Source organism: Streptomyces sp. Xyl84 (genome assembly GCF_059731885.1).
The window spans coordinates 6,448,901-6,461,227 of sequence record NZ_AP029182.1; the positions used below are offsets into that span (position 1 = coordinate 6,448,901).

9 protein-coding genes are annotated in these 12,327 nt (G+C 74.6%); 3 read left to right on the top strand and 6 right to left on the bottom strand.

Going from position 1 to position 12,327, the window contains the following annotated elements; genetic code table 11:
• Nucleotides 1–16: 16 nt before the first annotated feature.
• Nucleotides 17–844, bottom strand: coding sequence for a DeoR/GlpR family DNA-binding transcription regulator (locus AC6I72_RS28090; protein WP_498003925.1), 828 nt, complete (start codon nt 842–844; stop codon nt 17–19).
• Between the two features lie 613 nt (nt 845–1,457).
• Here AC6I72_RS28090 and AC6I72_RS28095 point away from each other — a divergent pair.
• Nucleotides 1,458–3,803 carry a hypothetical protein gene (locus AC6I72_RS28095; RefSeq protein WP_498004838.1) on the top strand — a complete coding sequence of 782 codons (2,346 nt, stop codon included), beginning with the start codon at nt 1,458–1,460 and terminating at the stop codon, nt 3,801–3,803.
• Here AC6I72_RS28095 and AC6I72_RS28100 read toward each other — a convergent pair.
• The 4 genes from AC6I72_RS28100 to AC6I72_RS28115 all read right to left on the bottom strand — a co-directional run bounded on the left by AC6I72_RS28100 (nt 3,773) and on the right by AC6I72_RS28115 (nt 8,519).
• Entirely contained in the window at nt 3,773–6,220 is a 2,448-nt protein-coding gene (locus tag AC6I72_RS28100; RefSeq protein ID WP_498003926.1) for a right-handed parallel beta-helix repeat-containing protein, read from the bottom strand. The genes AC6I72_RS28095 and AC6I72_RS28100 overlap by 31 nt on opposite strands.
• A 214-nt stretch (nt 6,221–6,434) precedes the next feature.
• Nucleotides 6,435–7,040: an Rv1733c family protein gene (locus AC6I72_RS28105; protein ID WP_498003927.1), complete on the bottom strand. Its 606-nt coding sequence runs from the start codon at nt 7,038–7,040 to the stop codon at nt 6,435–6,437.
• 166 nt (nt 7,041–7,206) lie between these two features.
• Nucleotides 7,207–8,031 (bottom strand): MOSC domain-containing protein, encoded by an 825-nt coding sequence (locus AC6I72_RS28110; RefSeq protein ID WP_498003928.1) that lies wholly within the window; start codon nt 8,029–8,031, stop codon nt 7,207–7,209.
• A gap of 47 nt (nt 8,032–8,078) precedes the next feature.
• Nucleotides 8,079–8,519 (bottom strand): DUF6643 family protein, encoded by a 441-nt coding sequence (locus AC6I72_RS28115; RefSeq protein ID WP_498003929.1) that lies wholly within the window; start codon nt 8,517–8,519, stop codon nt 8,079–8,081.
• Between the two features lie 290 nt (nt 8,520–8,809).
• Between AC6I72_RS28115 and AC6I72_RS28120 the strand changes: the two genes are divergently transcribed.
• Complete coding sequence (locus AC6I72_RS28120) at nt 8,810–10,183, top strand: TerD family protein (protein WP_498003930.1); 1,374 nt, start codon at nt 8,810–8,812, stop codon at nt 10,181–10,183.
• Between the two features lie 16 nt (nt 10,184–10,199).
• Here the strand turns inward: AC6I72_RS28120 and AC6I72_RS28125 are convergent, their stop codons facing one another.
• The gene (locus AC6I72_RS28125) at nt 10,200–11,381 is read right to left on the bottom strand and encodes a glycosyltransferase (protein ID WP_498003931.1); all 1,182 of its coding nucleotides are present in this window, start codon (nt 11,379–11,381) and stop codon (nt 10,200–10,202) included.
• A gap of 57 nt (nt 11,382–11,438) precedes the next feature.
• On the opposite strand from AC6I72_RS28125, the gene AC6I72_RS28130 reads away from it, so the two are divergent.
• Nucleotides 11,439–12,224, top strand: coding sequence for a glutamate racemase (locus tag AC6I72_RS28130; RefSeq protein WP_498003932.1), 786 nt, complete (start codon nt 11,439–11,441; stop codon nt 12,222–12,224).
• Nucleotides 12,225–12,327 lie beyond the last annotated feature (103 nt).

The following is a 12,327-nucleotide window of genomic DNA, read 5'->3' on the forward strand; positions in this document are numbered from 1 at the left end:
CCCTCCTCGCGGGACCTCAGTCGGCTGAGCCCTCCACGGCCTCGCCCGCCACCACCAGCCGCAGGTGTTCCGAGATCTCGGCGCGCGCCCCAGCCGGCAGTCCGGCGTCCGTCACCAGGGTGTCCACCTGCTCCAGCGTCGCGAACGAACTCAGCCCCACCACACCCCACTTGGTGTGGTCGGCGACCACCACGACACGCCGTGCGGACTGCACCAGCCGCCGGTTCGTCTCCGCCTCCGCGAGGTTCGGCGTCGACAGACCGGCCTCGGCCGATATCCCGTGCACCCCGAGGAAGAGCATGTCGAAGTGGAGCGCCGCGATCGCCTGGTCGGCCACCGGGCCCACCAGCGAGTCGGACGGTGTGCGCACGCCGCCGGTCAGCACCACGGTCGCCGCGCCCTGGCGCTGGCCGGAGGTGCGCTGCGCCGTGTGGAAGACGTCCGCGACCCGGACCGAGTTGGTGACCACCGTCAGATCCGGCACGTCCACCAGGTGATGGGCCAGCGCATACGTCGTCGTACCGCCCGAGAGGGCGATCGCCGAGCCCGGCGCCACCAGCTCGGCGGCGGCCCGGGCGATGTCCTCCTTGGCCGTCAGCTCCAGGCCCGACTTGGCCTCGAAGCCGGGCTCGTGCGTACTGGCCTCCACGACCGGGACCGCACCGCCGTGCACCTTCTCCAGCATGCCCTGGCGGGCCAGCGCGTCCAGGTCACGGCGGACCGTCATGTCCGACACGCCGAGCTTGCGCGTCAGTTCGTTGACCCGCACCCCGCCCCGGCGCCGGACCTCGTCGAGGATCAGGGCGCGCCGCTGCTCCGCGAGGAGGTTCTGATTCTCGCTCACGTGTGCTCCGGTTCCTTTCGCCTCAAGCCGTCCGACCCGCGCCTGCGCAACGGGTCCGGCGAGGAGGTCCGGACAGCCCTGGTGCGCGGGCGCCCCATCCTTTCACGGGTCACCCGCCGTGGCGCCATCGCCTGTCCCGACGCGCTCATGCCAGAAACAAGCGCCTCGCCGTACGCCCCCCTCACTCCGATGTCACCCAGATCGGGGAGATTGCGTGACAGGGGCTGTGCGGCGGGCCGCCGGCGGAGATCCTGGTCGCGCACCGGCAAGGACGACGGCGCGACCCGGGGGAAGTGCGGCGGTGGCACAGACACGAGGACACCCGACGGTGAACGGACCGGACGGACCGGAAAGGCCTGACGGACCCGGTGATACTTCCGGGCCTGACGCACCGGACAAGCCTGACCGACCGGGCGGCGCTGACGGAGCTGACGGGCCTGACGGGCCCGGTGGCTCTGACGGGCCTGACGGACCCGGTGCGCCGGGCGGACCGGGCGGACCGGGTGGGCCGGACGGGGTGCGTCCGGCTGGGAGCCCCGGCGCACCGTCAGGGCCGGCCCCGCCCGCACTGGAACTCCTCGTGCACGGTGTCGGCGGCACCACGCCCGAGAAGATGCTCGACGACGAGCGGACGGTACGGGTCACCGGCGACGACACCGCGGCGGTCTACCGCCGGGCCGCCGACGCCGACGCCGAGACCCGGGCGGGGCGGGACCCCGGCCGGCCCGTGCCCGAGGCGTACGTCTGGTGCAACCTCACCTCCGGCGACGGCAGCCGCGCGCTGTGGCTGTTGCTGCTGCCGTTCATGGTCGTCAACCTCGCCCACTGGATGCGCCCCGAAGCCCACGGCCGCCCGCGCACCGTACGCCTGTACGGTCTGCTGGTCCGGCTGGCCGGTCTGACCCTCACCGTGCTGCTCGTCGCCGCCGCCTGCGAGGTCGCCCTCGACCTGGCCGCCTGGCAGTGCGCGGGCACACCCGCCTGCACCGCACGCCACTCCTGGCTGGCCTTCCTGTCGCCCGCCACGGGCGGCTGGTGGAGCCTGCCCGGCCGCCGGCTCGCCCTGGCCGCGCTGGTGCCCGCCGCCCTCACCGGCCTGCTGTGCCACCTCTCCCACCGCACCTGGAGCGCCTACGAGTCCCAGCAGCCGCTGTCCCCGGGACCCGAACCCGAGGAGGAACCGGGCGGCGGCTCCCTGGCCCGCCCCGGCTTCTGGTACGGCAGGCGCCTGGTGGCCCGGCTGCGCGGTGCGCACACCGCCGCCGGACTGCTGACCGTCGCCGCGGCGGTCGCCGTCCCGGCCGCGCACTTCGACCGGCGGCCGGGCGGCCCCGCGGCCCTGGACGTCCTGGGCTGGCTGCTGCTCGCCGCCCTCGCCGGCACGGCCGTCCTGGTGGTGGCCGTGGTCTGCCGCCGGGGCCGCAGCGAGCACCGCCTCGACCGGCACCTGGACCGCCGCCTCGTACGGGGACTGCCGCTCGGCGCGCTCCTGCTGCTCGCCCTCGCCCTGGTCTACGGCGGCTGGTCGCGCCCCGGCTGGACGTCCGCGGGCCGGCTGCAGGGTGACGCCACCTTCGGCGCCGTCTCCCTGGTGCAGGGCGCCCTGGTCGTCGCCCTCGCCGTCACCGCGGCAGTGCTGCACCGCGGCCGGTCTGCCGACCGCCGCCCGGGTGCGCCGCCGCACGCCGCGGGCGGGCAGCGGGCCGCGCTGCGCGGCCAGGGCGGACCGGCGGTCGCCATGCTGGCCTGCGCGCTCGGCGGAGTCATGTCCGGCGGCGTCGCCCAGCGCGTGGCCGACTGGCTGGACGGCACCGGCGGCTGGATCCAGGGACCGCCGGTCCTGCTCACCTGGCAGGCGTCCGTCATCCCCCCGCTGCTCCTGTTGCTGCTGGTGCTGTGCGGGCGGCTCGCCGGCCGCACCTGGCGGCTGGCCCGCGCCGAGCGCGCCACGGTGCGACGGGACTTCCCGGGCGAGCCGGCCGACCGCGAGCGCACCCGCCGGATCGCCCGCACCCGCGCGACGGCCACCCTCACCGACGACGCGCCGCTCGTCGTCGGCGTCGTCTCCGCCGCCACCCTCCTGCTGGGCACCGTCGCGCTCGTCGGCGCCCTCGGCACCGGCCGGACCCCGGCCCGGGCCGCCGGCGAGGTCCACCCGGCCGTCCAGGGCGCCGCCCAGACCGCGCAGGCGCTGGGCTCCTGGCTCGTCGGACTCGGGTTCATAGCGTTCGTCACCTGGGGCCGGCGCGCCTACAAGGACGCCTCCGCCCGGCGCACCATCGGCATCCTCTGGGACGTCGGCACCTTCTGGCCGCGCGCCGCCCACCCCTTCGCCCCGCCGTGCTACGCGGAACGCGCGGTGCCCGACCTCACCTGGCGGATGGCCACCTGGACCCGGGCCACCGGCGGCCGTCTCGTCCTGTCCGGACACTCACAGGGCAGCGTGCTGGCCGCCGCCGCGGCCTGGCAGCTCACCCCCGCGGTCCGCCGCCGGGTCGCGCTGCTCACCTACGGCTCCCCGCTGACCCGCCTCTACGGCCGCTGGTTCCCGGCCCACTTCGGACCGGGCGCCCTCACCGGGCTGCACCGCGACGTGGTCTGCTGGCGCAACCTGTACCGGCTCACCGACCCCATCGGCGGCCCCGTCCGCCTGCCCCGCGACGGCGGTCCGCGGGGCGCGTGCCCGGAGGTCGACCGCGCCCCGCTCAAGGACCCGCTCGCCTACGGCCGTACCGCGCAGCACCCGCTGCCCGCACCGCTCCTCGGCCACTCCGACTACCAGGCCGACCCGGCCTTCGCCGAGGAACGCCGCGAGCTGCTGGCCCGGCTGCACCCGGAAGTGCCCGCACCGCGCCGCGACGCGGACTCTCCCCCCTCCCCGGCCGCCGGCCCGCGACCGGGCGCGCGGCCCCCTGGAGGCACCGGGGCTCAGGGCAGCTCGGGCAGATCCTCGGAGTAGAGCAGGGTCAGATCGTCGGTGTCGGGGTCGTCGAGCTGGGCGACCCGGCTGGCGTGCCGCTCCACCATTGCCTCGAACGTCTGCCGCGCCGTGCGGCCGTTGCCGAACGCGGCGCCCCGGGGAAGCGCCGTGAAGTACTTCAGCAGCGCGTCCGGCGTGCCCGGCGCCAGCCGGTACTCGTGCTCCTCGGCCTGCTGCCCGACGATCCGCAGCAGTTCCTCGGGACCGTAGTCGCTGAAGGTGATGGTGCGCGAGAAGCGCGAGGCCACGCCCGGGTTGACGGACAGGAACCGCTCCATCTCGGCCGTGTAGCCGGCGACGATCACCACGACCGCGTCGCGGTGGTCCTCCATCAGCTTCACCAGCGTGTCGATGGCCTCCTTGCCGAAGTCGCGCCCGGCGTCCTCGGGAGAGAGCGCGTACGCCTCGTCGATGAACAGCACACCGCCGCGCGCCCGTTCGAACGCCTCCTGGGTGCGGATCGCGGTGGAGCCGATGTGCTCCCCGACCAGGTCGACGCGGGACACCTCGACGAGATGGCCCTTGTCCAGGACCCCGAGGGAGGCGAGGATCTCGCCGTACAGGCGGGCGACCGTCGTCTTGCCGGTGCCGGGGGAGCCGGTGAAGACCAGATGGCGCTTGACGGAGGCGGCCTTGAGCCCCGCCTGCTGCCGGCGCCGGCCCACCTCGATCATGTCGGTGAGGGCCCGGACCTCGCGCTTGACGCTCTCCAGGCCGACCAGGGCGTCGAGTTCGCCCAGCACGTCCTTCGCGGTGCGCGCGGGCCGCTCCTCCTGGACCGCGGGCGCAAGCGGCTCCTGCGCGGTGCCGCGCTGCCCCGGGACCGCCCCCAGCAGACCGGCAGCCCCGGGCGACGGCTGCACCGTCTGCACGGCCGTCTCCCGGGCGGCGGGCGGGCGCACGCCGCCGCTCTCGTCGCTCGCGCAGTCCTCGACGACCGGTCCCGACCCGGGCGCCGCGTCCTGGCCGGCGTCCGCGAACTCGTACCCGCCGCGGGCGCACCGCTCCGTACGGCACTTCTTCAGCGTGGTACGGCAGCCGTCGATCACATGGAAGCCGTAGCCCCCGCTGCCGGTGACCCGGCATCCCAGGAAGCTGCCGCGGCCACCGGCGGAGACGTAGAAACCGGCTTCGGCGGGGGAGACGACGGTGCAGCGCTCGATGGTGGGGTCGGCGCCCTTGGTGACGATCACACCGGTCTGGGTGGCGTCCACCGTGCAGTTGGCGAGCGTGCCGCCGCTGCCGTGGTCACGGAACCACGCCCCCGTGGCCGCTTCCTTGATCCGGCAGTCGTCGAGCTGTGCCGTGGCGCCGTCGCTCACCGACACGGCCGTGTTGCGCACCTGGGACAGGTCGCTGTCGACGACGTCGGCGCGGGAGCCGCGGTCGAGCACGAACAGGGCGTCCGGCACGTCGTGCACCCGGCAGGAGTCGAGGACCGCGGTCGCGCCGTCACTGATCCACACGGCCGGGTAGTCGCCCGTGCTGTCGGAGATCTCGCACTGGTTGGCGTCCACCCGGGTGCCCGGGTCCCACACCGACAGACCGTTGCGCCCGAACCGGCGCACCGTGGTCCGCGTCAGCGTCAGCACGGAACGCGAACGCAGGTCCACCGCGTTCTCCGGGATGTCGTGGAGCCGGCAGTCGGCGAGGGTGAGCACCGCGTCCGTGTCGAGGGTGACACCGTCCGCGGTGGTGCGGTGCACCTCGCAGTCGGTGAGGTGCGCGGAGGCCCGCCCGGTCACCTGCACACCGCTGCCGCGGACCTCGTAGACCTCGCAGCCGACGGCCTCCAGGGCGGAGTTGTCCCCGGTCACGGTGATGCCCGGGCCCGAGGTGTGGTGGATCCGGCAGCGTTCGAGACGCGGGTGGGCGGCGTCCCGGACCGACACGCCGGACTGCCCGGCGGCCAGGATCTCGCACTCCTCGAACACCCCGCCGCCCGAGCCGAGCACGGCGATGCCGGCGCCGGCCGGATTGTCCACGGTGCAGCGCCGCACGGTGGGGCGGGCCCCGCCGCGCACCTCGATGCCGGACGCCGACCGCGTCACGATCCGCACGTCCCTCAGCTCCGGTGTGCCCTCCTCCACCAGCAGCGCGGGCGCGGTGGTGTCCTGGCCCTCCACGTGCAGGTCCTGCACCACCGCCGAGGCGCGCACGGTCAGCGGCACCCCGTCCAGGGGGGCGATGCGCACCGCGCCGGGGGATCCCTCGGGACCGCGCAGGGTCACCGCGCGCTGGACGACGAGGTTCTCGCGGTAGGTGCCCGCGGCGACGGTGAGGACGTCACCGTCCGCCGCGGCCTCCAGGGCGGCGGCCAGCGATGCGTACTCACCCGTGCGGCGCCGCCACCGTGATGTGCCGGTGTGCGTCACCTGGACCGTGCCCTGTGCCATGGTGTTGCCGTGCCCCCACCTCGTCGTACTGATGGCTCGTTCACCTTCGGGGCGCCGCACCGGTGCCGGGACCGGGGCCGTGCTCAGCCCTTCGGGCCGCCGCGCGCACGCGCGCGGAGGGTGCCGAACGCGTCGGCCGGTCCACCGTAGCGCGTGCGTGGAGGGTCGGTTGACCGGAGCGGGGAGGCCGGCGGCAGCCGGAGCCGGGAGGCCGTCAGCTGCCGGTGCCGGTGCGGCCCCAGTCCGGACCGGCGCGGTCCCAGGCCTGGTCCCAGCGCGCGTACCTGCGGCGGACCAGGCGCCACAGGACCAGTCTGCGTATGCCCTCGGTCAGGCCCGCCGCCACCAGGGCCGTACCGAGCCCGGCCAGCACCGCGTGCGTGGTCGCGGTGGTGGTGTCCAGGGGGCGGGGCACGGTCCGTCCGTGTGCGTCGGTCCACAGGGTGAAGTGGTCGCCGGCGTGCGCGCTCTTGAGATCGGTGGTGACCGGGCCGTGCCGGTGGACGCCGTCCGGTCCGGTCCAGTCGGCGACGACACGGCTGCGGACGTCCCGGCCCGTCGCGATCTCCGGGTCCGGGACCGGCGCGGACGCGGTCAGTCTCCGCACGACGGTGGCCGGGACCGGATGCCGGGCGTGCCGCTGCTCGCGCACCGACTGCTGGAGGGCGTCCTGGGTGACCGTACCGACGAGGGAACCGAGGACCGGGGCGGCGACCAGGATCAGGAGCAGGGCGGCCAACGCCACCCATGACTCGACCAGATCGGTCGTGCGCCGCAGCGGATTGTGCCGCCAGCGCCAGAGTCCGCTGATTGCCCGCACTCTCCCGCACCCCCTTCCCGCTCCGTGATAACCCCCCGCGGAGCCGTGCATCCGGGAAGTCGGTCGAAGAGAGAGGGAAATCACCTACGACCGGCCACTCTCATGAATCTCTCACGAATCCCCAACGAGCGGGCCGCGGCAACGGGTTCCCGGGAAGGGGCGGATCTCACGCGAGGATCGTGAGCGGGTCGCCGACGCGGAGGGTGCCCCGTGACTCGGGCACCAGGTTCTGCCCGAAGACCAGGGAGCCGCCGAAGCGGCGGTGGCGGCCGAGGGTGCGCAGGGGTTCCTTGCCGCGTTCACCGGTGGTCTGGTCGGTGGTGGTGACCACGCACCGGCCGCACGGCTTGGCGACCCGGAAGGTGACCTCTCCGATCGCGATCCGCTGCCAGTCGTCCTCCGCCCAGGCGTCGGTGCCGCTCACCACGACGCTCGGGCGGAACCGGTCCATCGGCACCGGGCCCTCGTCGGCGTGATCGCCCTGTGCGATCAGCGAGTTGAGGGAGCGGAGCGAGGAGAGCGAGGTGATCAGCAGCGGGAAGCCGTCGGCGAAGCTCACGGTCTCCCCGGGCCGCGCGAAGTCCGGGTCGACGGGCCGGCGGGCGGCGGGGTCGTCCATGTGCACCAGGCGCACCGCGGCTCCGACGAGCGCGCTGCACCAGGCGTCGGCGGCGGCACCGGCCGGGACGGCCTCCACCTTCTCGCCGAAGATGTCCACCGTCACGGTGGCCCCCGGCCGCGGCACGGGCACGGTGCACGGCCCGAGTCCGGGCGCGGACAGACGAAGGCCGCCGCCGGGTGACAACTCGGCGACGGCCGACGCGAGGTGCGGCTGCTGGCGCTGGGTGACGACCTTTCCCCCGTCGTCGGTCACGACCCAGCGCCGGTCCCCGGCCAGCCCCCAGGGCTCCACAACGGCTTCCCCGAGCCCCACGGGCCGGAACGCCTTGACCGGATGGATGTGTATCGAGTGCAGTTCCGCATTCCCCATGACCTCATCCTGCCAGGTGGCACGGACAGGCGGGGGAGGCGGAAGGATCAGTAGCCGCGGTACTGCTGGTTGTTGTACGGATCCTGGTACGGCGCCGCACCGGGCCGCGGGGCCGCGGGACGCATCGCCTCGTAGCCCGTGCCGTTCGTCATGGGGCGCGGAAGCTGCTGCTGCGGGCCGGGATAACCGCGCGGGGCGGAGGCCTGCTGCGGGATGTAGGCGGCGGGCGCCTGCTGCAGAGGTGCGGGCTGCGGCGGCTGCTGGTAGCCGTAGCCGGGCTGGGACGGGGCTGCCGGCAGGGCGGGCAGCGCCGAGGGAAGCGCGGGCAGGTGGCTTCCCGCGTGGTTTCCCGTGTCGTACGGCGCGGGAACCCGGATCGGGGCGATCTGCGGCGTGCCACGCTCGGCGACGAGCGAGTCGTAGATCGGGGTGTCCGGGAAGGAGGCGGAGTAGTAGCCGCCACCATAAGTGGAGCGGGGGGAGGTCATGGCACATAAGTTAAGCCCACGATGTGCTGGTTGGGGAGACCGATAAGAGGGTTGTTTTCCGTGTCGGCGGTGACGCGGGATCCCCAATCCGAGCGAACTTGACAAAAAGGGACGCTGCGGGGGGTTTGGATCGTGTAAGGAGCAGGGTTCTGGGGCGTTACGGGGGCCCGCCGGGCGAGTTCCGCCGCTCCTCGTGAGAGTCCCGCCCCGCGGGCATAGGTTGGGCGGGAAGCGAGTCGAAGCAGCGCCGGGACCGGGGAGATCGGCCCGGCCGAGGTGAGGGGGCGCACATGTCCATGCCGAAGGGATCGAACACGCCGGTGCCGACCACGGCCCTGCGCGTCGAGGTGGGCCGGCGTTCCGGTCCGGGCGTCCCCGACGTGGACGCCTCCGCCCTGCTGCTGGCGGGAGGCGGAAAGGTGCGCTCCGACGGGGACTTCGTCTTCTACAACCAGCCGGCCCACACCTCGGGCGCGGTGCGCCACGAGGGCAAGCGCGACCTCGCGGGACAGGCGACCGACACGCTCGTCGCCGACCTCGCGCGCGTGGAGGCGGCGATCGACCGGGTGGTGCTGGCCGCCTCGGCGGACGGCGGCACGTTCGGCCAGGTGCCCGGTCTCTACATCGAGGTGCGCGACGCCGCGGCGGACACCGTGGTCGCCCGCTTCGACAGCACCGGGGCGAGTGTCGAGACCGCCTTCGTGCTGGGCGAGTTCTACCGCCGCCAGGGCGCCTGGAAGTTCCGTGCCGTCGGCCAGGGCTACAGCAGCGGACTGGAGGGCCTGGCAACCGACTTCGGCATCACCGTGGACGAGCCCCAGCACGCCGCGCCGGCCCCGGCGCCGTCGGCGGCCCGCACCCCGCCTCCCTCACCGCGGGCCGGCGGGGCCGCGGCCCGGACACCGGCCACCGCCCCCGCCACACCGCCCCCCGTCGGCCCGCCGGTGCCCCTGCCGTCGCCCGTCACGGCCTCCGCGCCCGCGTTCCCGCCGCCCACCGCACCCCCGCCGCCCGCTCCCGCCCCCGTCCGCCTCACCAAGGTCACGCTCACCAAGGCGGCCCCTTCCGTCTCGCTGGCCAAGCAGGGCGGCACCTCGGGCGCGATGCGCGTGAACCTCAACTGGCAGGTGCGCAAACAGTTCACCGGCTGGGCCGGCAAACGCGGCCGGGCCGTCGCGACCCACGCCGACCTCGACCTCGACCTGTGCGCGCTGTACGAACTCGCCGACGGCCGCAAGGGCGTCGTCCAGGCCCTCGGCAACGCCTTCGGGGCCCTGCACCGGCCCCCCTACATCCACCTCGACGGCGACGACCGCACCGGCGCCGTGGACAGCGGCGAGAACCTCACCATCAACCTCGACCACACGCACGACTTCCGGCGCATCCTCGTCTTCGTGACCATCTACGAGGGCGCCCGCTCCTTCGCCGACCTGCACGCCACGGTCACCCTCCAGCCGCAGCACGGAGCGGCGGTCGACTTCTCCCTGGACGAGTGCACGGTGCCCTCCACCGTGTGCGCGCTGGCCCTGATCACCAACACCGGCGGCGACCTCGTCGTCCAGCGGGAGGCCCGCTACCTGGTCCCCGCGCGCGGGGTGAGCCCCCAGCGCACCATCGACCACGCCTACGGGTGGGGCATGAACTGGACGCCCGGCCGCAAGTGAGCCTCGGTCCCCGTTCTCAGCCCTCCTCGGGCACGGCGTCCGGACGGGTGTAGGTGCGGCCCTTCCAGGCCGCACCGCGGCCCCGGTAGTGCTGCACCGCGGAGTCCACCGTCATCAGCAGGTACAGGAACGCCGTGAACGGCAGCAGCGGGGCGAGCCACAGCGGCTGGCGGTAGTACCGCACCATCGGCACGTACGTCGCCGCCATCACCAGCCACGCCGCGCCGCCGGCCAGCGCCGTCGCCGCGCCGCCCCCGGCGAGTCCCGCCACCAGCGCCACCGGGGGCACCAGGTACACCAGCGCCAGTCCGGCGACCGTCCCGGCCAGCAGCAGCGGGTTGTGCCGCAACTGCGCGTACGCGCTCCGCGAGACCATCCGCCACAGGTCGTACAGGCGCGGATACGGACGCACGCTGTCCACCCGCTCGGCGAGCCCCAGCCAGATGTGCCCGCCGCCGCCCTTCACCGCCCGGGCGAGCGCCACGTCGTCGATCACCGCGTGCCGGATCGCGTCCGGGATCCGTGCCCGCTCGGCCGCCTCCGCGCGCAGCAGCACACAGCCACCCGCGGCCGCCGCCGTCCGCCCGCCCCGCCGCCCGATCCACCGGAACGGGTACAGCTGTGCGAAAAAGTAGACGAACGCCGGGACGACGAGCCGTTCCCACAGGCTCTCCACCCGCAGCCGCGCCATCTGCGAGACGACGTCGAACCCCCCGGTGCGCGCCGCCGCCACCAGCCGGCGCAGGCTGTCCGGAGCGTGCGCGATGTCCGCGTCCGTCAGGAGCAGGTACTCGGGGGTACGCGCGCGTGCCAGCGCGATGCCGTGCCGTACGGCCCACAGCTTGCCGGTCCACCCCTGCGGCGGCTCGCCCGGCGAGTCCACCGTCAGCGGCAGCCCGCCACCGCGCCGCGCCAGTTCCCGGGCCAGTTCACCGGTGCCGTCCGTGCTGCCGTCGTCGATCAGGAACACCTCGGCGCGCCCCGGATAGTCCTGCGCGAGCAGCGAGGGCAGACTCTCGCCCAGGACGGCGGCCTCGTCCCGCGCGGGGACCACGATGCACACGGCAGGCCAGTCGTCGGGCGCCGGCTCCGTCCGCGGCGGCAGTCTCACGTCCGTACGCCAGAAGAACCCCTGGCCGAGCAGCAGCCACAACCAGGCGGCGAGTGATCCGACGGCGGTCCACATGATCACGCTCACCCCCGCAGTCTGCCCCACCCGGACGGCCGGTTCGAGGGGATCGTCTATCGTGGCCGGGTGAAGATCGCGCTCATGGACTCCGGGATCGGGCTGCTGGCGGCCACCGCCGCGGTACGGCGCCTGCGGCCCGACGCAGATCTCGTGCTGTCCCTCGACCCCGCCGGGATGCCCTGGGGACCCCGCACCCCGCAGGACCTCACCGCGCGGGCCCTCGCCGTCGCCGAGGCCGCCGCCGCCTACGGTCCGGACGCCCTGATCGTCGGCTGCAACACCGCGACCGTGCACGCGCTGACGACCCTGCGCGACCGCCTGGAGCCGGACGTTCCGGTCGTCGGCACCGTCCCCGCCATCAAGCCCGCCGCCGCCGGCGGCGGCCCGGTCGCCATCTGGGCGACGCCCGCCACCACGGGCAGCCCCTACCAGCGGGGCCTGATCCGCGACTTCGCCGACGGCGTGCCGGTCACCGAGGTGCCCTGCTGGGGGCTGGCCGAGGCCGTCGAGCACGCCGACCAGGCGGCGATCGACGAGGCCGTCACGGCCGCCGCCGCGCTGACTCCCGAGGACGTCACGACCGTCGTCCTGGGCTGCACCCATTACGAACTCGTCGCCGAGCGCATCCGTTCGGCCGTACAGCGGCCGGGACACCCGCCGCTGGTCCTGCACGGCTCGGCGGGCGCCGTCGCGGCCCAGGCACTGCGCCGGCTCGGCGCCGGACCGAAGCCCCAGGCGCCGGCCGAGGGCACGGTGACGGTCCTGCTCAACGGCGAGGAGGGCGCCCTGCCCGCACCGGCCCTGGCCTACGCGGAAGGCCGCCTCCTCGAAGCGGTCTCGCCCGCCCGCTGACGGCCGCCCGCACGAGGGGTGCCGCGTTCCCGGGCGCCCGGGCGCGGGACACTCCCCGTGTGCGACGCGCTACCCACGCGGCGAAACCTGAGTAACCTCATTG